Annotated in this window: 17 protein-coding genes; 5 read left to right on the top strand and 12 right to left on the bottom strand. The window is 63.3% G+C overall.

Annotated elements, in window-relative coordinates:
• Window positions 1-198 precede the first annotated feature (198 nt).
• From M0209_RS02780 to M0209_RS02770, 3 genes are read left to right on the top strand one after another with little or no spacing between them, the layout of a single operon-like run.
• Window positions 199-1,209 carry a sugar phosphate isomerase/epimerase gene (locus tag M0209_RS02780; RefSeq protein WP_258886780.1) on the top strand — a complete coding sequence of 337 codons (1,011 nt, stop codon included), beginning with the start codon at window positions 199-201 and terminating at the stop codon, window positions 1,207-1,209.
• Between the two features lie 14 nt (window positions 1,210-1,223).
• A complete protein-coding gene (locus tag M0209_RS02775; RefSeq protein ID WP_258886779.1) occupies window positions 1,224-1,601 on the top strand; it encodes a DUF6379 domain-containing protein in 378 nt (125 codons plus the stop codon).
• Window positions 1,598-2,023, top strand: coding sequence for a nuclear transport factor 2 family protein (locus M0209_RS02770; protein WP_258886778.1), 426 nt, complete (start codon window positions 1,598-1,600; stop codon window positions 2,021-2,023). Before M0209_RS02775 ends, M0209_RS02770 begins: the two co-directional genes overlap by 4 nt.
• A 5-nt stretch (window positions 2,024-2,028) precedes the next feature.
• Here the strand turns inward: M0209_RS02770 and M0209_RS02765 are convergent, their stop codons facing one another.
• The 4 genes from M0209_RS02765 to M0209_RS02750 are packed head-to-tail and all read right to left on the bottom strand — an operon-like array spanning window position 2,029 to window position 6,934.
• Window positions 2,029-3,042, bottom strand: a complete 1,014-nt coding sequence (locus M0209_RS02765) for an aromatic ring-hydroxylating dioxygenase subunit alpha (protein ID WP_258886777.1) — start codon at window positions 3,040-3,042, stop codon at window positions 2,029-2,031.
• A complete protein-coding gene (locus M0209_RS02760; RefSeq protein WP_258886776.1) occupies window positions 3,042-4,748 on the bottom strand; it encodes a family 43 glycosylhydrolase in 1,707 nt (568 codons plus the stop codon). The genes M0209_RS02765 and M0209_RS02760 overlap by 1 nt, the downstream gene beginning before the upstream one ends.
• 1 nt (window position 4,749) lies before the next feature.
• Window positions 4,750-5,805, bottom strand: a complete 1,056-nt coding sequence (locus M0209_RS02755; RefSeq protein WP_258886775.1) for a sugar phosphate isomerase/epimerase — start codon at window positions 5,803-5,805, stop codon at window positions 4,750-4,752.
• 13 nt (window positions 5,806-5,818) lie between these two features.
• Entirely contained in the window at window positions 5,819-6,934 is a 1,116-nt protein-coding gene (locus tag M0209_RS02750; protein ID WP_258886774.1) for a Gfo/Idh/MocA family protein, read from the bottom strand.
• 130 nt (window positions 6,935-7,064) lie between these two features.
• Between M0209_RS02750 and xylB the strand changes: the two genes are divergently transcribed.
• Complete coding sequence (xylB, locus tag M0209_RS02745) at window positions 7,065-8,504, top strand: xylulokinase (RefSeq protein WP_258886773.1); 1,440 nt, start codon at window positions 7,065-7,067, stop codon at window positions 8,502-8,504.
• Window positions 8,505-8,515: 11 nt separating this feature from the next.
• The gene (gene xylA, locus M0209_RS02740) at window positions 8,516-9,829 is read left to right on the top strand and encodes a xylose isomerase (protein ID WP_258886772.1); all 1,314 of its coding nucleotides are present in this window, start codon (window positions 8,516-8,518) and stop codon (window positions 9,827-9,829) included.
• 32 nt (window positions 9,830-9,861) lie between these two features.
• Here the strand turns inward: xylA and M0209_RS02735 are convergent, their stop codons facing one another.
• The 8 genes from M0209_RS02735 to M0209_RS02700 form a co-directional block, all read right to left on the bottom strand.
• Window positions 9,862-12,345, bottom strand: coding sequence for a glycoside hydrolase family 2 TIM barrel-domain containing protein (locus M0209_RS02735; protein WP_258886771.1), 2,484 nt, complete (start codon window positions 12,343-12,345; stop codon window positions 9,862-9,864).
• Window positions 12,342-12,629 (bottom strand): hypothetical protein, encoded by a 288-nt coding sequence (locus M0209_RS02730; protein WP_258886770.1) that lies wholly within the window; start codon window positions 12,627-12,629, stop codon window positions 12,342-12,344. Before M0209_RS02730 ends, M0209_RS02735 begins: the two co-directional genes overlap by 4 nt.
• A gap of 30 nt (window positions 12,630-12,659) precedes the next feature.
• Window positions 12,660-12,986, bottom strand: a complete 327-nt coding sequence (locus M0209_RS02725; protein ID WP_258886769.1) for a hypothetical protein — start codon at window positions 12,984-12,986, stop codon at window positions 12,660-12,662.
• 73 nt (window positions 12,987-13,059) lie between these two features.
• Complete coding sequence (locus M0209_RS02720) at window positions 13,060-14,580, bottom strand: GH39 family glycosyl hydrolase (RefSeq protein ID WP_258886768.1); 1,521 nt, start codon at window positions 14,578-14,580, stop codon at window positions 13,060-13,062.
• A gap of 638 nt (window positions 14,581-15,218) precedes the next feature.
• Window positions 15,219-16,514, bottom strand: a complete 1,296-nt coding sequence (locus tag M0209_RS02715; RefSeq protein ID WP_258886767.1) for a sugar MFS transporter — start codon at window positions 16,512-16,514, stop codon at window positions 15,219-15,221.
• Window positions 16,515-16,532: 18 nt separating this feature from the next.
• Complete coding sequence (locus tag M0209_RS02710) at window positions 16,533-18,965, bottom strand: glycoside hydrolase family 3 protein (RefSeq protein WP_258886766.1); 2,433 nt, start codon at window positions 18,963-18,965, stop codon at window positions 16,533-16,535.
• 65 nt (window positions 18,966-19,030) lie between these two features.
• Window positions 19,031-20,251, bottom strand: a complete 1,221-nt coding sequence (locus tag M0209_RS02705) for an MFS transporter (RefSeq protein ID WP_258886765.1) — start codon at window positions 20,249-20,251, stop codon at window positions 19,031-19,033.
• Entirely contained in the window at window positions 20,244-21,308 is a 1,065-nt protein-coding gene (locus tag M0209_RS02700; RefSeq protein WP_258886764.1) for a LacI family DNA-binding transcriptional regulator, read from the bottom strand. Before M0209_RS02700 ends, M0209_RS02705 begins: the two co-directional genes overlap by 8 nt.
• Window positions 21,309-21,310 lie beyond the last annotated feature (2 nt).

The raw sequence follows: 21,310 nt of genomic DNA, 5'->3' as shown, positions 1-21,310 counted from the left end.
CCGCCGTTCCTCTCCAGCTATATTAGAACAAATATAATGATTCATATCGTGTCAAGGCGATAATTGGCGCTTGACAGCATCGCCGGTTTATACGAATATGTATTCCAATTAGGGTTCAGGCCCCAGGGAACGCACGCATGGCGCGGCTTTTCCCGTTCCAGACAACCGTTGAACCAACAGCGAATGGAGAGGTGAATCGTGACCAGTCAGATCAAGCGGGGCGTCAGCCTCTACAGCTTCCAGAACGACACGTTTCAGGGCAAGATGACGCTGGAGGATTGCATCCGCACCTGCGCCGAAATGGGCGCGTACGGGATCGAGATTATCGGCGAGCAGACCTTCTGGGGCCACCCCGAATATGCGGTCGCCGATGCCGATGTCGACAACTGGCATGCGCTGATCAAGAAGTACGATTGCGTGCCAGTCAGCCACGATTACATGCTCGATTACAAGCGCTACAAGGGCCGCGAAATGCCGCTCGACGAGCAGATCGCGAGCGTGAAGCGCGACATCGACTTCGGCGTACGGCTCGGCGTTCCCTATATCCGCTCGCTGGTGTCGATTGCCCCCGAAGTGCTGGTCGGCGCCGCGCCCTATGCCGAGGAAAAGGGCATCATGCTGCTGACCGAAGTGCACGCGCCGCTGCATTTCGACCACCCCTGGATCGTGCGCCTCGCCGAGGCCTTCCAGAAAAGCGGATCGCCCGCGCTCGGCTTCCTCCCCGACATGGGCATGTTCCTCGATAAGTTCCCGCCGGTCTGGAAAGAAAAGTTCATGCGGGTCGGCGTGCCCAAAGCCATCGCCGACTATATCGAAAAGGCCTATGAGGACCGCGTTCTCAGCGAATATGTCATCCTGAACGTCCAGCAGATGGGCGGTGTCGGTCCCGCCATCGCCATGGCCGAAACGCTGCGCCACAACGCCGCGTTCGAGCCGAAGCGGATGCTCGACTACATGCCGATGATCCGCAACATTCACGGCAAGTTCTACGAGATGACTGCCGACTATGTCGAACCCAGCATCCGTTATGACGAGATCGTCGCGGTGCTCAAACAGGGCGGCTATAACGGCTACATCTGTTCCGAATACGAGGGCAACCGCTGGGTCGAGGACGCGATGGAGCCGGAATCGGTCGAACAGGTCCGCCGCCAGCAGGTTATGCTCGCCAATCTGATCGGTGAGCCGCTGCCCACCGCGCTTGCCGCTTAAAGGAGTCCTTCGACATGATGGACAACAAGATGATCGTCGAGAACAGCCTCGAGAGCAACGACAACGGCTTCGCCTTCTACGGCCGCCTGCCCTATTACCGCGGCCTCGGTCTTTCGATGGTCGAGGACATCGCCGTCTCCGCCGACGGCGAACCTGTCGCGCGCGAGGATGTGCGCTTCCATGTGCGTGGCAAGACCTACACGCTCGACCAGATGGAAACGGTTTACGACGACCGCTGGAACTTCGGCGAAAAGGCCAAGATCATTGCGATGAAGCCCGGCGGCTTGAAGCCCGGCACGCACAAGATCGACTTCGCGGTGCGGATGCGGGTGAGCTACCTGCCCTTCGTGCCGACGACAAAGGACAGCAAGGAGCTGGCGCTCGCCGCATGAAGCGGGCGCGTACGCTCCTCCTCCTGGCGTTGACGCTCGGCGCAGCGACGAAACCCGACAACCGCGCGATCGTGACCGACTTCGCGCGGTTGTTCTACACCGAGCGCGACGTGAAGCGCGCGTTCGAAACCTATGTCGTGCCCGACTATATCCAGCACAATCCCGGCCTCGCCGACGGGCGGGCCGCGGCGGTCGCCGCGCTTGCGCCGATGTTCGCCGACCGGGTCAAGACCTTCGAAATCAAGCGCATACTCGTCGATGGCGACATGGCGGTCATCCACATCCATGTGCGGCCCACGCCGGACTCGCGCGGGGCGTCGGTGTTCGACATGTACCGGCTCAAGGACGGCAAGATCGTCGAGCATTGGGACGTCATCCAGCCCGTGCCGGAGAAATCCGCGAACCCGCATCCGATGTTCTGACCGGCCTAGGCTTCGTTTGCGGCGACCGCTTCGCTCCGTCGCATCTGCATCAATCGACGTCGCGCCCGGATGGCACCGGCATCGCTGGCAAGGATCAACGGCCGCGCGTCCCAGAAGTCCTGTCCCGCCAGCGCTTCCTCGGCAGACTCGATCATCGGCTCGTCTTCTTCGAGGAAAACGCGGCGCGCCTGTGCCGCCTCGGCCTCCCCCGGCGCGTGGTCGTAGAAATAATGCGACGTGCCTGTCGTTTCCGGCGTCACGATATGCGGATTGCGCAGCGGCGGCACCACGAGTTCGGCCCGATTGCTGTCCGCCTTCGCGATGCCGATGCTCAGGTCCATATTGGCTGGCGCGTGCCAACGCATGTGCAGCCATTGATCGATCTTTGCCCCCTCCTCCAGCATCGGCGCGGCCCAACCCGGCGGTTCTGCGCCTGCGATATCCCAGTTGTTCCAGATCGCGCCGTCGGGCTCCTGCTTGACGCTTTGCTTGCCGATGAAGATCGATCCGTTGGTGCCGAAGCTTTCGACATGGATGAACTCGGCGTGTGTCAGGTCCATCAGATTGTCGGTCATCAGCTCGTAATTGCCCTTGATGACCAGATGGCCCCGCTCGGCGGGACGGTCGCCATCAAGATAAGCGTAATCGGGAATCGAAGCCGGATCGGCCAGCGCCGGGTCGCCCGGCCAGAACCAGATGCCGAGGTGGCGTTCGACGGCGTACATCGTCGCGACCTGCGCGCGGGGCTGCACATCGGGAAACGGGCTGTGGACGCACTGGCCGGTGCTGTCGAAGCCGAGCCCGTGATAGCCGCACACGACGCGGTCGCCATCGCGTCGCCCTTTGCTCAGCGCCACGAAGCGGTGCGGACAGCGGTCTTCGATCATCGCAATGCTGCCGTCCGACAGGCGCCAGATCAGCCACAGTCGGTCGAGCAACCGACGGCTGAGAAATCCGCCGTCGGGCACCTGCTCGGCCCAGGCCGCCATATACCAAGCGTTGCGTACATAGCTCGACATCAACCGGTCTCCATCTTTCGGCGTTGAGGTGCCCGACCCGCATCTGCGGTGGCGAAATCGTCAGTCGCCCGATAGACGAAGCGGTCGAAGCGGACGGTCCCCGTACCCGCCGCGAACAGGGCCACGCGCAGGCTGGTCAGGTCCTGCATGGTATTGGCGTGGCATCCCGACGTCTCGGCCCGGATTTCGTGCCGCGTCCAGTCGCGGCCGTCGAGGCTCCAGTAATAAGTGACGATATGATGGTCGTTCACGACGCGAAGGTGGATTTTGCGGGTCGGGGGCGCAGGTTCGCGCCAATGGCCGGGCTGTCCGCCACCATAGGTGATCATGCGCTCGCCGTTGTGGCTGATACCGAGGAACAGCCGGTCGCTGAAAAACAGCAACAGGCCACCCTCCGCGCCTTCGCCGAGCGACATGGTGACTTGCGCCTGATAGGCGCGATCGCCTGTCTGCTGCGTCAGGACGGTCCCGTTCTGCGGACCGGAGCCTTGGGCCTTAAGCCACAGGGCATTTTCGCGCACTTGCGCGAGCGAACGATCGGGTTCGCCGTTGATGTGCAGGGTCCAGCGCGTCCCGATCGCGTCGGTGGAAAAATCGTCGGACAGCAGCAACGGCGGCCGCGGCGAGGGACGGGCCTCGACAGGCAACGGCTTTGACAAATCCCCGCCCGTTGCGCGCGGCCAGCCGTCCGCCGTCCACACCATCGGTTCCAGCAGCGTCTGGCGACCGAGCGTCTGGTAGCCGTTTTCATAGCCATGATAGACCAGATACCATTGCCCGCCCGGCCCTTCGACAGCGGTGGCATGGCCACGCGAATGCCAGGGTTCGGCAGCGTTCCAGGTCCGGACAATCGGGTTGTGCGGACAGTTTTCCCAAGGCCCCTTCGCCGAGCGCGACCGGGCCGCGATGACCATATGCCCGGTCGGCGGACCGCCGGTGCCGCCGACAGCGCTGATCAGGTAGAACCAGTCGCCTTTGCGGAGCAGTTTCGGTCCCTCGAGCGAATAGCCTTCGACGACCCAGTCGTCGGGATAGCGCCAGCCGTCATAGACTTTTTCGATCGGGCCGGCCGGAGCAAGCCCGTCGGGCGTCAGCAGGACACGGTGAATTCCCGACAGGTAGAGATAGCGCTGACCGTCGGTATCGACGACATGGCCGGGGTCGATGTACCCGCCGATCCCGGTATCGACAGGCGCGCTCCACGGCCCGGCGATGTTATCGGCATGGATAACATAGATGTTCGCAAAACTCTTCAGGCCGGAAGACCACGGCGCCTTCATGAACGGAATATAGATAAAATACCGACCGCCGTGCCTGATCAGGTCGCACGCGAATACGGTGCCGATCGGCTTGGGCAACGCCGCGCAGACCGGCGACCAGTTCACTAGATCGCGCGAATGCCAGATCAAAAGACCGGGCATGGCATCGAAGGACGAATGCGTCAGATAATAGTCGTCGCCATCCTTAAGGATGGTGGGGTCGGGATAGTCGCCCGGCAGCACCGGATTGCGGTAATGACCATTGCCGAGATCGGCCTTGCGCCGCCCCTCGGGTGTCCTGCCCCAAATGACACGCGGTGCCGTGCAGTTCGCGGTCCTTGCCTCGGCCGCTGTGCCGGTCGCGGCCAGCGCATCGGCTTGCCCGACAGTCAGCGCAGCGCCTGCGCCGATCGTCATCTTCAGGGCATCGCGCCGCGAACTGCCCATCTTACCCGATCCCCATCAGCCGCTTGTTGAGTTCGCGGTCCGCTCCGCCCGCGGCGAAATCGTCGAAGGCGCGTTCGGTGACGCGGATGATGTGGCGGTCGATGAACGGCGCCCCCTCGGCGGCACCCTGTTCGGGATGTTTCAGGGCACATTCCCACTCGAGTACCGCCCAGCCGGCGAAATCATTGGCCGCCATCTTCGAAAAGATCGCGGGGAAATCGACCTGCCCGTCGCCGAGGCTGCGGAACCGGCCGGGCCGGTCAACCCAGGACTGGTAGCCACCATAGACACCCGAGCGCCCGCTCGGCCTGAACTCGGCATCCTTCACATGGAAGCATTTGATGCGGTCCTTGTAGATGTCGATGAACGCCAGATAGTCGAGCTGTTGCAGCACAAAATGGCTGGGGTCGTAGAGGATATTTGCGCGGGGATGGCCGCCGACGCGGTCGAGAAACATCTCGAATGTCACACCGTCGTGCAAATCCTCGCCCGGGTGAATCTCATACGCCACGTCGACGCCGTTTTCGTCGAACACGTCGAGGATCGGCTTCCACCGCCGCGCGAGTTCGTCGAAGGCGTCTTCGACCAGCCCCGCAGGCCGCGCGGGCCATGGGTAGAAATAGGGCCAGGCCAGCGCCCCCGGAAAGCTGGCATGGGCATTGAGGCCAAGACGTCGGCTGGCCTGTGCGGCGAGTGTCATCTGCTCGACCGCCCAGGATTGCCGCGCCGCCGGATTATTGTGGACCTGCGTCGGCGCGAAACCGTCGAACTGGGCATCATAGGCCGGGTGAACCGCGACCAGCTGCCCCTGCAAATGCGTCGACAGTTCGGAGACCGCGAGCCCCTTGTCGGCGAGCATGCCCGTAATCTCATCGCAATAGGTCTGGCTCTCGGCAGCTTTGGCAAGGTCGAACAGGCCCGCCTCCCAGCTGGGGATCTGGATACCCTTGTAGCCATGCCCCGCCGCCCAGTCGGCGATGGTGTCGAGCCGGTCGAACGGCGCATCGCTCCCCGCGAACTGTGCGAGGAAAATCCCCGGTCCCTTGATCGTCTTCATCAGGTCGGTCCTTTCAAACGGTCAGCGGAACCCAGCCGGCACGCGTGCGGCTGGCGGTCACGGCAGTATCGACGAACGTCATGCCGCGCAGGGCATCCGCGATTCCCGGCAGCAATGGAGCCGGCTCGCCGCGCAGGACGGCGGCGAAATCGCGGTAGAGATTGGCAAAGGCTTCGAGATAGCCCTCGGGATGCCCGGTCGGCGTGCGGGTCCGCGACACCGCGTCGGGGCCCAGTTGCGCGCCCCCGGCATGGATGATCTCGGTGCGCCCGTCGAGCGTGTGAAGCATCAGCGTGTTGGGCGTTTCCTGCTTCCAAATCAGCCCGCCCTTTTCACCATAGAGCCGGATACGCAGGCCGTTCATCTCGCCGACCTCGATCTGGCTGGCGAGCAGGACGCCGCGTGCGCCGTTTTCGAAGCGGAGCAGCACGGTGCAATCGTCGTCGACCGGTCGACCCGGGACGACGGCGGCGAGATCGGCCAGGATCTCGGTGACCTGTAGTCCCGACACGAATTCGGCCAGCTGGAATGCGTGCGTGCCGATGTCGCCGATGCAGCCGCCGGGCCCCGAGCGCGCGGGGTCGATCCGCCATTCGGCCTGCTTGCCGGTCGCCGCCCCTGCCAGCCAGCCTTGCGGATATTCGACGACGACTTTCCTGATCGTCCCGAGCGCGCCAGCCGCCACCCGGGCGCGGGCCTCGCGGACCAGCGGATAGCCCGAATAGGTGTGCGTCAGCGCATAGGGCAACGCCGATGACGCGACCAGCGCGGCCAGCTCGTGCGCCTCTGCCAGGGTCGCGGTCGCGGGCTTGTCGCTGATGACCGGAACTCCGGCGGCAAGCGCGGCGCGTGCGGCGGGCAGATGATGATGATTGGGCGTGACGATCGCAACGAAGTCGATCGCATCGCTGCGGTCGCGCTCGCGCGCGAACAGGGTATCGAGATCGGCATAGGCGCGCGCCGGGTCGATGCGGTAACTTTCGCCGGCCTCGCGGCTGCGCCCGGCAGCGCTCGAAAAGCAGCCGGCAACCAGCTCGATCTCGCGATCCATTTCGGCGGCGATCCGATGGACAGGGCCGATAAACGACCCCGGTCCACCGCCGATCATCCCCATCCGCAATCGCCGCATCGCCCTCTCCGGATTTGCATGTTTATAATGATCGTTCTAGTTTGATGGAGAGCGCAGTGTCAAGTTGCGCCACAACCGAAAAGGCATCAGGCCCGCCAGTGGCGGCCGCCGGTTCCGGGAGAGGAAGCACATGTACCTGGGGATCGATGTCGGCACGTCGGGCGTCAAAGTCGTCGCGGTCGCACCCGACGGCAGCTTGCGCGCGCAGGCGACATCACCCCTCTCGGTGGCGCGCCCTCACCCCTTGTGGTCCGAACAGGACGCGGACGACTGGGTCGCGGCGACCGAGGCAGCGGTGCTCGAACTGCCATCCGCGATCCGCGCGAAGGTGCAGGCAATCGGACTTGCGGGCCAGATGCACGGCGCGACCCTGCTCGGCGCGGACGACCGCCCGCTGCGCCCGGCGATCCTGTGGAACGACGGCCGCAGCTTCGGCGAATGCGGCGAGCTGGAAGCCACCGTGCCCGAATCGCGCGCGATCACGGGCAACATCGCGATGCCCGGCTTCACCGCGCCCAAGCTGCTCTGGGTCAGGAAGCATGAACCCCGCGTGTTCGACGCGGTGCGCACAGTTCTGCTGCCCAAGGACTATGTCCGCCTGGCGCTCACCGGCGACAAGGCTTCGGACCTGGCCGACAGCGCAGGCACGCTCTGGCTCGACACAGGCAAGCGTAGCTGGAGCGACGCGATGCTGGCGGCATGTCATCTGGACGAAGGGCAGATGCCGTCGCTCCACGAAGGCAGCGCCGTTACCGGGCACCTCCGACCCGCGGTGGCCGAACGCTGGGGCATGGCGCGCGTGCCGGTCGTCGCGGGCGGCGGCGACAACGCTGCCGCGGCTGCAGGCGTCGGTGTCGTCGACGACGGCGACGCGCTGCTGTCGCTCGGTACATCGGGCGTCATCTTCGTCGCGACGCGCGCGTTCAGACCCAATCCGGCGCGCGCTGTCCACGCGTTCTGTCACTGCCTCCCGGACATGTGGCATCAGATGAGCGTCCACCTGTCCGCCGCAAGCTGTGTCGACTGGGCCGCGCGGCTCTGCGGAGTCGATGTCGCGCGCATGTTCGCGCTCGCCGAGCAGGTCGGCACCGGGACCGGGGACGAACTCTTCCTGCCCTATCTGTCGGGCGAGCGGACGCCGCACAACGATCCGCATGTACGTGGCATGTTGCTCGGGCTCGATAACGATTCCGACGCGGGGCGCATTGCTGCCGCCGTTCTTGAGGGCGTCGCCTTCGCGCATGCCGACGGCCTTGCCGCCTTGCGCGAGGCGGGAACCATGGTCGAAACGCTGGCGGTTGTCGGCGGCGGTGCGCGCTCGCAGCATTGGGGACGCGTGATCGCGGCGGCGCTCGACGCGCGGCTGACCTATCTCGACGGTGGCGAAGTCGGCCCCGCGCTGGGGGCCGCACGGCTCGCGCAGATCGGGGCGACCGGCGCGACCATCGCCGATGTCTGCACGCGCCCGCCGGTCCGCGCCGTCATCGAACCCGAAGCCGAACTCGCCGACCGCCTCGCCCCTCGACTCGAGCGGTTCCGCGCCGCCTATCCCGCCCTGAAATCGATCTGAAAGGACTCCCGATGTCTGCCGATTACTTCGCCGAATTTGCGCCGGTCCGCTACGAAGGGGCCGACACCGTCAACGACCTGGCCTATCGCTGGTACGACAAGGACCGCATCGTGCTCGGCAAGCGGATGGAGGACCATCTGCGCTTCGCTGTGTGCATGTGGCATACGTTTTGTTGGCCGGGCAGCGATGTGTTCGGCGCAGGCACCTTCTCGCGACCGTGGCACGCAGGTGCCAATGACGCGTCGGCCGCCAGGGCCAAACGCGAGGCGGCACTCGCCTTCGTCGAGAAACTCGACGTGCCCTTCTACTGCTTCCACGATGTGGATGTCATGGCCGATGCCGAGGGGATAGGCGCGTTCCGCAAGAGCTTTGCCGAAGCCGTCGATCATCTCGAAGCGCTCCAGCACCAGCATGGCCGCAAGCTGCTCTGGGGCACCGCAAACCTGTTCAGCCACCCGCGCTACATGGCGGGAGCCGCGACCAATCCCGACCCGGAAGTCTGGGCATGGGCGGCGAGCCAGGTGCGCGATGCACTCGAAGCGACGCACCGGCTTGGCGGCGCGAACTATGTGCTGTGGGGCGGACGCGAGGGCTATGACACGATCCTCAACACCGAGGTCGGGACCGAGCTCGATAATTTCGGCCGTTTCCTCAGTCTCGTCGTCGATCACAAGCACCGGATCGGCTTTACCGGCACGATCCTGATCGAACCGAAACCGCATGAGCCGACCAAGCACCAATATGATTTCGACACACAGACGGTTTACGGCTTTCTGAAGCGCTTCGGTCTCGAGGACGAGGTCAAGGTCAACATCGAGGCCAACCACGCGACCTTGTCCGGCCACACTTTCGAACACGAACTGGCCATGGCGCGCGCGCTCGGCATCTTCGGCTCGATCGACGCCAACCGCGGCGACCACCAGAATGGTTGGGATACCGACCAGTTTCCCAATTCGGTCGAGGAATTGACGCTGGCGGTATTGGAGTTGATCCGCGCGGGCGGGTTCACGACCGGCGGCTTCAACTTCGATGCCAAGGTCCGCCGCCAGTCGATCGACGCGGTTGACCTGTTCCACGGCCATATCGGCGGGATCGATACGATCGCGCATGCCCTAATCACGGCCGAGGCGATCATCGGGGACGGCAGGCTCGATAGTTTTCGTGCCGAACGCTATGCCGACTGGCAGGGCGCGCTCGGCCGGTCGATCCACGCACCGGGCGCAACGCTCGCGCAGATCGCCGACATCGCGATCGATCGCGACCTCGCGCCGGTACGCAAATCGGGTCGTCAGGAATGGTGCGAGAACCAGATCAACCGGTTCTGAACAGCATCGCCGTCAGGGAAAAATCGTGCCGGTCAAACCAGTCGCACGGTAGCCGCTGCACCCTGCAGGCCGTCGGCCCGCACCTCGATCCGCACGGTTCCCGGCGCGCCGCGACTGCGCAGGATCGCCATCGCGCGGCCTTGGAAACTTTCGGCCTCGCGCGACTGGAACGAGCCGACCGCGAGCGGGTTGGCGCTGCCAAAGCCGATCAGGTCGGCGGGTCCGTCGACCGTCACGTTCAGCTTGCGCTTCTCGTCGGGAACGATCCGTCCCTGCGCGTCGACGATGTCGATGGCGACATAATGGAGCGACTGGCGTGCGCCTTTGCCTTTGGGCTGTTCCGCCGTCGCCCGCAGCCTGGCGGGTGCCGAGACCGTCTCCAGGGTCCGGCGTCCGATGACCGTGCCGTCCCGATAGGCGACGGCTGACAGCGTGCCGGGCGCATAAGCAACGCTGAATTCCGCCTTCGATTTGTCGGCAGGCTTCAGGTCTTTCGAACCGACCTGCTTGCCGTTCAGCAACAGCTCGACCCGGTCTCCGCGCGAATAGAGCCGTACGAGAAGCGGCTTGCCCTCCGATCCCGTCCAGCTCCAGCTCTGCAGTTCGTCGGACCAGCCCCAGGGTGCGATGAATTCGACCTTTCCTTCAGGCACCGGCCGCTGCACCGCGAATTCGAGCGGACTCAGCCCCCAGGCGACATCGCGCGCGCGCGACGCAGCTTTCTGGTGTCCGATCAGGTCGATGTCGCCGCAATATGCATTCACCCAGGGATATCCGGCGATGTAGAATGGAAATGCGCCGGCCTTCAGATGCGTCGCAATTCCGATACCCGCTTCGCCGACGTAATCCATCGCCGTCCACACGAACTCCCCGAGGAAATACGGCACCCGCTCGGTCAGTTCGGCATAGTCGAACACTTCCTTGGCGAACGTCTCGGACGCATAGACGACGCGTTCGGGATGGCCGGCATGTTCGGCTTCGATATCCTCGAGCCGGTAGTTATAGCCGGGGACATCGAGGAAGATCGTCGAGGCATTGTCGACCTTGCCCCCGCGACCGCGCCGCGCACTCGCCTCATCCGCGATCATCGGCGCACCAAGCACACCGTTGAGGCCCGCCGTCACCGGGCGCGTCGGGTCGATCCGCTTGACCGCATTGGCGAGTTTCCACGACCATTCGAGCCCTTCGTCGGTGGTGCGATAGGGGATTTCGTTGCCGATGCTCCACATGATGACGCTGGGGCTGTTGCGTGCGCTGAGCACCATTGCCGACACGACTTCGGCCCAGTGATCCTTGAAGCGGGTCGAAAAATCCTGCGGCTCCTTGGCCGAATGCCAGACGTCGAAAGCTTCCTCGATCAGGAGCATGCCAAGCCGGTCGCAGGCGTCGCGCAATGTCCGCGACGCCGGATTGTGCGAACTGCGGATGGCATTGTAGCCGCGCGCCTTCAGCAGCCGGACGCGGCGGTCGTCGGCATCGGCAAAGGCGCACGCGCCGAGCAAGCCGTTATCGTGATGGATACAACCGCCGCGAAGCTTCATCGCTTTGCCATTGATGGCGAGGCCCCGCTGCGGGTCCATCGTGACGATACGGATTCCGAACGGCTGGACCATGCGGTCGACGACCACACCGCCCCGCTGCAATTCGGTTTCGAGGCTATGGAGAAGCGGACTGTCAGGGGACCAGAGGCGGGGCGCGCGCACGACGAGCGCCTGCTTGACTTCGGCCGCCACAGGCGACGTTGTTTCGGCGACCACAACGCCTTTCGCATCGCGCAATCGTGTGACCAGTTCGAGCGCGGCATCGGCACTCTCGATCCGGGTCGTGACATCGATTGCGGCACCCGCGCTGTCGATCTTGCGCGTCCACCCCCCGACGCCCCACCGGGCAATTCGCGCGCCCGCTGGAACGACGTCCAGCTTGACCTGCCGGTAGAGCCCCGAGCCGCCATACCACCGGCTGTTGCGACCGAGATTGCGGACCCGCACGGCAAGCACATTGTCGCCGCCGCGATCAAGGAACGGCGTCAGGTCGAAGGCGAACGGCATATAGCCGTGGACGTTGCTGCCGAGGCGCTGCCCGTTCAGCCAGATGTCGCTGTCGAGATAGATGCCGTCGAACAGCACCTCGACCCGCGTATCGCGGGGCAGGCCGTCGGTGCGGAAGCGGCGCCGGTACCACCCTACCCCGCCGACGGTGAAACCGGTCGCGGTGCCGCCCTTCGACTTCTTGTCGAACGGGCCGGCGGTGCCGCCGGGCGCGTCTTCAATGCTCCAGTCGTGCGGAAGGTCGACACTGCGCCAGCTACTGTCGTCGAAGACGGGCTGCTCATAGCCTTCGCCCGCGCCACGGAAGAACCGCCAGTCGTTGTCGAACGGCTGATCGCGCCCGACACGCAGCGATGAAACGGGATCGGCAGCCAGGGCCGACGTTCCCATGGCGAGGGTCAGCGCCGCAGCTCCGGCCGTAATCGCCATGGCTTCGCGCCGATCCGTGCAGAATTCATTGCCGGTCATCTTGCCGACCCCAGCGCCTTCAACTGCGCGTCGATGCGGTCGAGGTCCGCGGCCTTCACCACGCCGAACTGGGTGAGCGACCGGAACGAGAAATTGCCGAGATGCGGTTTCAACTGCTCGTTGCCGATGCGCTGCTGCATATTGGGGATTTCCTTCAGGACGATCGCCCATGCCTCGGGGATCGCCATCAGGTCGGCGATAGCCGTATCCTTGGTATCGAGCGGGCGGTGAACACGGACCGGTTGCACATAGGCGGTTGCGGGCGGGTAGAGCGGCGCATCCATAGTCAGTTTCCCCAACCTCGAAGCACAAAATTACTTCCCGGCGGGGAGTTTCGCGAGATCGGCGTCGATCTTGGCAAGCGCCTCGTCGGTGATCTTGTCGGCGGCATAGGCCTGGATCGCCTTCAGCGTCATGCTGCGCGCCATGTCGATCTGCGGGTTGGCCGTGAACCCCGGCATATGCTTTTCAAGAATGGCTTTGGCGGCAGGATCGTCGAGCAACGTGCCGATGTCCGTGTCCGTCGTATTGTAGGCAGCTTTTGCAGCGGGCGCGGTCGGTGCCGGCGCAGTCTGTGCAGCGACAGCTACCGGCGAAAGCGCGGCAGCGAACAGGGCAATTGCGAACATCTTGCGCGTCATCTCGAACCATCCTCTTCCGTTTTTAAGTTCATATCTTGAACTATCTCTCCATGAACCGAAGTTCTGCCGTGAGTCAAGCCGCAAGCTCGATCAACGCGAGTCCCTCGGGCGGCAGATCGAGCACGAGATCCCGATCGGCGCCCAGCCTCATCGACACGGGCGGCGCAATCTCGGCCGCCTTGCGCAGCGCCACGAGCTGCGCCGATGTTGGATATTGCGGCGACCCCATCTTGCGCCAGGCCGGCATGGGCGATCCGCGCTCCTGATCGACGTAGCGAACCTTTGCGACCGCCCCGGCTTTAGCCCCGTCGAAGTGCACATGCAGGCGTCTGGCGTCGCCGACCTGCTTGCGCGCCGCGCCCGGAACCGGAACGCCCGACGGCTGTGAAACCTCGGCGAGATTCCAGACCAGTGTCGCGGTCGAACCGTTCGCGTGGCTCGATGCCAGCGCAGGTCCGTCCGCTGCCAGCTGCTGCGTGCCCAAAGCGCGCATCAGCTTGAACGCATTGAAGGTCGGCAGCGCGATCTGCTGCACCATCGGCGCGTAACCGATGCCGCCTTCGTTCAGGATATGGTCGCGCACCCCGAGTTCCTCATAGGTACCGCTCATCACCCAGTGCGACATGCCCTGCACATGCGGCAGGCACCCCTTGACGATATGGGCGACCATGGCCGGGCTGTCCGACGACCATTCGGACAGGTACAGCGGCTTGCCCTTGTGCGGCGAGGCGTCGATCTCTCCCCGTGCCTTTTTCATGGCGGCCGGAATCACGTCGGACTGCAGCATCTTTGTACCGGGTCCGAACACCTTGGCCTGATTGTCCGAGGCGTAGATGTGCGTGGCGAAGAAATCGACCGGTGCGTTGTTGGCGGCAGTCCATGCCGCGAAATCGCCGATCCACGCGGCTTGCGACGTGGCGGGACCGCCGACCTGCAGCTGCGGGTCGATCGCCTTGATCGCCACGGCCGTCGCTTTGTACATGTCGAAATACTGCTGCTGCGTGCCGCTCCAGAAAAAGCGCAGATCGGGTTCGTTCCACACCTCGAACGGCCATTGGCGCACGGTCGCCAGGCCATAGCGCGCGATCAGCGCGCGCACGAACCCGGCGACGAAGGTGGCCCAGGCCTCGTTCGAGGTCGGCGGGCTGGTATTGCCATTGTAGAAACCGAAACCGGTGTCGGCTGACGCGAGTGCCTTCGGCATGAAACTGAGTTCGACATAGGGCGCGACGCCGCGCGTCAGCAGCCCGTCATACACCTCGAACACATTGCGGAAGTTCGGCTTGGCGACCCTGCGATTGAGGATGCTCGGCGCATAGACACCCATTTCGTCGCAAAAGATGCCATGAAACCGCACGCGCTTGAGACCGATTTCGGCCTTCCATCGATCGAGATCCTTGCGCCAGCTTTCGCGCATCGTGATCGCCGCGCGGTCGGACCCCGCACATTCGGTCCAGACATGCGGCAGCGCGCCCACCGTATTGCGTAAATCGACGCGAACCCGGACGGTCTGCACCTCGGCAAGCGCGCGCGTCGGTATCGCAGCTGCGGTCGCCAGGGTAGCGCCCCGGGTAAGAAAGCTCCGGCGATCCATAGCCTCTCCATTCGGGTGAACGGGCATAGACGATGCCCCCGGCCCCGCATGTCACCGATGCACGAACAGGCTTGGTGTCATCAATTGCTTTGATCGCGAGGCGATGTTGCGTACCCGGATATCCACCATGACACCGCCCCGGCGATGCGGCACGGACGCGAATTGGCCCGCGGCCGCACGCCTACCCATGTTGCAGAGCTGGTCGTGCCAATGAATGTCGGCTTGCTCGCTGCCCGACCGGGCAAGGACTTCCCGCTTGCTGTATCGGCAACTTGTCGGCAACCCTGGTGCGGGCGGTGGGAATCGAACCCACACTCCTTGCGGAACCGGATTTTGAGTGGGGCGAGATTTCCATAAATCATTGATAAGGTTATGTATTATGGCCGGCAAGTAAAAACTGCGTAAGAGTATGTGTAAGTTTGACTTCCAGTGCGCGTTTGCTTCGCGCCCTAGAACCGGTCATTCAAACTCGTTTGATATACACCGAAAGCGGACATCTGATTTTGGTCCCCGCAACGCTGCAAATCGAATGTCGCCCACGGCCAGCATTAAACGCGCATGATAGCGATTAGGCGCCGTCTGTTCATTTACCAAACTGGCTTGGGCCGCTTTCAGGTTAACATCCGACAGCCTTAAGACTAAACTGCGGGCCGACGCGCATACCAGCCAAAGCTTGCGATGACAGCATAGCAAAGCGCTGGCAGCACGAGTGCGGTTGCCAGGCTTCCGGTCGTGTCGGCAATCGCGCCGGTCAGCAGCGGAATGACCGCTCCGCCAAAGATCGCCACATTGATGATGCCAGACCCGTCTGCCGCGCGGGGCCCGAGTTTCTCGCACGCCAGCGAAAAAATCGTGGGGAACATGATCGCATTCATCAGCCCGATCGCCAACAGGCTGTAGCCCGCCGTTGTGCCGCTGGTATGCGTGGAGATCGCCAGAAGAGTGATCGCGCCAACCGCGACAGCCGAGAGCACTTTGCCGGGGCTTACGACGCGCAGAACCGCCGACCCGATGAATCGGCCAACCATTGCCCCACCCCAGTACAGCCCGATCAGTTTGCCGGCTGCTTGCTCATCGAGCCCCATGACGTGCGCCTGTTTGAGGTAGTTCACGATCAGCGAGCCAATGGAAACCTCCGCGCCCACGTACAGGAAAATGCACAGGGCACCGAAACCGAACCGGTGTCGCTTCAGCAAATCGAGCCCGGCGAGGCCCGTGCTCGGGGCGTGCCGTTCGTCCTTCAGCGCATTGCGGAACATCCAGACGGCACCTGCCACAAGCAGAAGCGCCACAGCGATACCGAGATAGCCCATGACGATCGCCTGGCTCTCCGCCGTTCGGTAGGCGTCAAGCTCGGCACCGGAAAGCTGGTTGACACTCACCTTTGCCAGGCCACCGAGGATCAGGATCGAACCGAAGTAAGGAAAAACCGTCGTGCCAAGCGAGTTAAAGGCTTGGGCGAACGTCAGCCGGCTGTGTGCCGTGGCTGGTTTGCCGAGAAGCGAGATCAGCGGGTTTGCAACGACCTGAACGATTACGACTCCACTGGCGAGGACAAACAGAGCGAGAAGGAACACGCCATAAGTCGCGGTCTGGCTGGCCGGAATAAACAGCAGGCAACCCACCATCATCGTCAGCAGGCCCGCGACCGCGCCGCGCATATAGCCGATCCTCTTGATCAGCCGCGCGCCGGGAATCCCAACAAGCGCATAGGCCGTGAAGAAGCAGAATTGCACGAGCATGGCCTGGGTGTAATTGAGCGTGAACAACTCCTTCAGCTTGGGAATGATCACGTCATTCAGGCTGGTGATCCCGCCGAAGATAAAGAACAGGCCCATGACGAAAAGCTGCAGCTGCGGCGCATCGATATGGCCGCCATCGTCTGCCGCCTGGGCGTTGTCAGAACTGCCGGTGGCAGGGGCGCCGATTGCCATGCTTCGATCTCCTTGGGGCTATTGCGCTTTTGTGGGGCAGGAAATCGCGCTGCCAACTGGCTCGATGCGGATGTCACGCAGGGTTGCAACAAAGCCCTTGTTGGCAGTCAGGCGCAGAGGCGTACCGACCGCGCGAAGATCTGCGCCTGCTTCCTTGAAACAGCGCAACGGAATGCGGGTCTCAATCTTTGTGCCCGGGGGACTGGTCTGCAGCTGCGAAGCGAGATCGAGACTTGCCCCCCCCAAACCGACCAGAAGCGGCCCTGCGGGCAGAGCATCGATGCGCCAGTCGATGCGAAGCACAAACCCCTCATCCAGCTGACGCGTGAGATTGACTGCGGGACCGTCAATCGCAATCGAACCGTGATCGGCCCAGTTGAACTGACGGGCATCCTCCTGCGCGGTGAGGTCTAGCGCGCGCGCCGTTACCGCGCTGTCGAGGCCCAGGCGCCAGGGCGATGGCACCTGCCCTCGTGTCAGGTAGGTATCTTCGCTCGCCGACGCGACGAGATCCACCCTGGGCTCTTCGTTGACTGGCCCCATGTTTTTAGCATTTGAATAGTTCAGCCCATACCCAATGGGAAACAAGGGAGATTTGACCGGCGACAGCGCATCAGCCGGCCAAGGAAACGGCAGGCGGCCGGTAAAATCGCGCGCCGTCTTGCCATTGCTGCGGGCAACCAAAACGTCGGCGACGCCATTGCCCTGCGTACCGGGCAGCCATGCGGCAACAAACGCATCAGATGCATTGATCTGCGTGCCGGTAAACATCGGGCGGCCCGAGAGAAAGACAGAGACGACGCGAATGCCCTGAGATTTGAGCCGCAAGATCAGGTCCTGCTCGCCCTTGCTGGCACGGAATGCCAGGTCCGGAGCATCACCCTGATATTCGGCATAGGGCGTTTCGCCATAAACCACGACCGCAACGTCCGGGCGTACCGACCAGCTGCCATCGGCGGAAATGGCAGCATGGCCACCAGCATCGCCAACGGCGGCAGCAATCGCGCGGCCTATCGTTTGGCCGTTCGGAAAATCAGCAGCTGTTGTATCCGTGCCCTGCCACGTAATCGTCCAGCCGCCGGCCTGCATTGCCATGCTGTCGGCTCCCGGCCCCGTGATCAGGACGTTCGCGCCCGGGCGGAGTGGAAGCACCCCATCGTTGTTCTTGAGCAGAACCAGTGATTTTGCCGCCGCTTCCCGCGCAAGGGCAAGATGATCGGGTGCACCAATCTGGGCATGATCGCCGCGGCGAACGGGGGCCGTATCGAGCAAACCAAGCTTGGCTTTGACGCGCAGGATACGCGTCACGGCATCGTCAATCCGGCTCATGGGGAGCGAGCCGTCGCGCGCTTCGCGAAGTGTGGCTGCAAAAAGGCCCTTCCAGCTGTCAGGCGCCATGGCGAGATCGAGGCCGGCCCTGAAACTTGCAGGGCAGTCGGTGACGGTGCACCCCGGCACCTGTCCGTGGCCGTTCCAATCACCAACAACGAGCCCGGCGAAACCCATCCGGCCCTTCAGCACGTCGGTCAGCAGACTGGCATTGCCGTGATTCTTGACGCCATTCCAGCTTGAGAAGCTGGCCATCACCGTCAGGGCTCCCGCATCGATCGCGGCAGGATACCCTTGCGCATGGCGCGCAACGAGCTCGCTCTCAGAGATATCGGCGTCACCCTGATCTTTTCCACCGGCCGTTCCCCCATCGGCAAGGAAGTGCTTTGCGGTCGCAGCCACATGGCTTGATCCCATGGACTGGCCACGAGTGAGTTCACCTTGCAGGCCGCGCGTCATTGCTCGGGCATAACGGGCCACCAGCGCCGGATCGGCACCATAGCCTTCATAGCTGCGTCCCCAGCGAAGATCCTGAGGTACAGCGAGTGTTGGCGCAAAAGTCCAGTCGATGCCGCTTCCCGCGACCTCGGCAGCGGTCGCGGCTCCGATCCGCTCAATGAGCCCATCGTCATTCGCCGCACCGAGCCCGATGTTGTGCGGGAAGATCGTGGCGCCCGGCAGGTTAGAATGGCCGTGGACGGCATCGACACCAAAAATTATCGGGATTCCCGCGCCGCTCTTGCGTGAGGCCTCGCGGTATTCGCTGACCATTTGGTCCCATTTCGCGCCGCTGGCACGCTCGTCGCCATAGGGTCCGGAATTGCCCCCGGCGAGGATTGAACCAAGTGGATAGGTTTCAAGGTCTTTTGGCGTGATGGCCGAAATATCGGCCTGGATCATCTGGCCGATTTTTTGTTCGAGCGTCATTCGCGCGAGGATCGTTGCGATCCGTTGTTCGGTTTTGGGATCAGAAAAAGCGTCCGGGCTCTTCGCCGCCGGCCAGTTGGCGGGGTTTGCCTGAGCGGGCGGCGTCGGCGCGGCAGCTGGCCGGTTCTGCTGGATCGATGCAGAGCATCCCGAAACAAACAAAGCTGCGACCAGCAGCGCGCGCGCGGCAATCATTGATACCCTCTTCCCGCATTCTTGTGAACGTTCTCATCATTCACTTGCATGCAAGAGACACAAAATCAAGCAAAGGCCTCGGATTTGGCAGCCCGCGGCCACAGGATAACGCTCGCAAGCGCAGCGAGGATCGCAAACAGGAGGAAGAGAGCAGGAAACCCGAACCGGGGAACCAGTGCCAGCGTCAGCCAGGGCATGATCAGCGACGGAACGGTATTCGTCAGATTGAAGAGCCCGAGATCGCGGCCCCGCCGATCGGATCGCGGCAAAACGCGAAGCGCTTGCGCCGAATGCAGCGCGAGGAAAACCGACGTTGCCAGCCCAAACAACGCATACGTGGCAATTGCCAGTGGCAGTGTGGGCGCGACGGCCATACCGATCAGGGCCATGGCCGAGATCGCAGCGCAAATTGCCAGTGGCAGAAACGGCCACCGCATCCGGTCTGTGAAGTGACCGGTGATCAGTGCCAACGGCGCCGAAAGAACGAGCACCACGCTGAACACGCGCGCCGTCTGGCTGTCGTCCATCGAAGGGTCAATCGAACGGAACCAGAAATAGAGATAGGCGAACAGGGCAGCCTCGGCGATCTGTACAAACAGACGCGCCACCCACATGCGCGTGAATGCATGCGGCCCGATATCGCCGCTATAGGCGATGCGCTGTTCGCCGACATCAACGGTAGACTGTCGCTGCTCACCGATTGCGGGCCGCATGCCAAAAACCAGCACCGGCATGACGCAGCAAGCGACAAAGATCGCGACGAGCCCTAACCGCAGGGCGGGCGATGCCATTCCAGGAAAGGTCACCAGTGCACCAGAAAGTGCACCCAGGCCCGGTCCGAACGCTAGTAGCCCACCAAGCAAGCCCTTTTGTGAATCGGGAACGCGATCCCCCGCCCATGCCGCAAGCGGCGCGAGCATCATGTTTAGCGCGACTTGCCAAAGCACCACCAACACCACCAACGCCGAAAGATCGTCCGCAGTGCTGATCGCGAGCAGCAGCCCTGACGAAAGCACCATGCCGCCCCAGATCCAGGCGCGTCGGTTGCGCGTGATATCACTCAGATAGCCGAACGCGATGTTGCTGATGCTGGCCGCAATCGCGCCGGCGAAGGCGATATAGGCCAGCCAGACGACCTCCATTCCTCTTGGCGCGAGCGACGCAACGCGCAACGGAAGCAGGATCGTCAGGAACGGGACGAAGGCAACGGCCCCGCCACCCCAGGCAAGACCGTATAGCAGCAGGAAGCGCGTCGACTCAGTTCGCGGTGTCAGCGGCTCAGCCACCCAGTCGGTCGATGCAGTCGGCGACCGAACCCCGTTCAACCAAATCAGCCGTGATCACGGTCAGTGCTTCTGGACGGGCTTCACCCTTATGGGCGGCAATTATCAGTTCCACAGCCTTCGACGTCGTCGAGGCGATCGGCTGATCAATCGCAGTCAGAGGCGGCTGGGTGAAATGAACCAGCGGCGTGTTGTCAAAGCTGATGACTGAAAGCTGGCCTGGGACATCTAGGCCCAAAGACCGGGCAACCTCTAATGTCGCAAGCGCCATCTGATCGTTGCTCGCGACGATTGCAGTAGGACGGTTCATTGATTCCAAGAGCTGCCGGGCCGCGGACTCGCCCGACGAATAGCTGAAATCACCCTCGGCAAGGAGGCCATCTGTCGGAAGCCCGGCGGTTGCCATCGCGGCTTTCCACCCATCCACACGCCAGCCGCTGAGGTTATATTCAGGCGAGCCGGCGATGAAGCCGACACGCCGGTGCCCACGCCCCAAAAGATATTCTGTGGCCATGCGGGCTGATCCATGGTCGTCCATCGAAACGGGAATTCCAAAGCCGTTCTCATGCGAACCGATCCTGGCGAACGGGATATTCTGCTTGGCCAGGAAGGAAACGATCTGCGGATTGTCCGAATGCGGGGGAGTCAGGATGATGCCATCGGGCTGGAGCGCCGCAATCGCGCCCAAAATTTCGCGCTCGATATGGTCGCTGTGCGTGTCAACCAGTTCGAAGATCATGCGATAGCCGTGCTCGGCGCACATCAGCATGCCACCGAGCAGCATCTGGTCCACCCAGTCCGTTCCCTGTCGCGCGCGCCAATCTGCAATGGTGCGATCACGATCGTTAAGCGCGAGGATAAGGTAGGAGCGGGAACCGCTCATCCGCTGCGCTGCGATGGAGGGCACATAGCCAAGCCGGTCGATTGCGCCCTGCACCCGCTGCTTCATTTCCGGCCGCACATTGGGCTCGTTGTTGATCACGCGGCTCACCGTTTGCAGGGAAACCCCGGCATCTGCGGCGACGTGCTTGATCGTTACAGCCTGGCGCCGTCTCGCCATGC

Source organism: Sphingomonas sp. SUN039 (genome assembly GCF_024758725.1).
Classification (GTDB): domain Bacteria; phylum Pseudomonadota; class Alphaproteobacteria; order Sphingomonadales; family Sphingomonadaceae; genus Sphingomonas_O.
The sequence above is the reverse complement of the archived record's forward strand: the minus strand, read 5'-3'. Positions and strand labels throughout refer to the sequence as shown.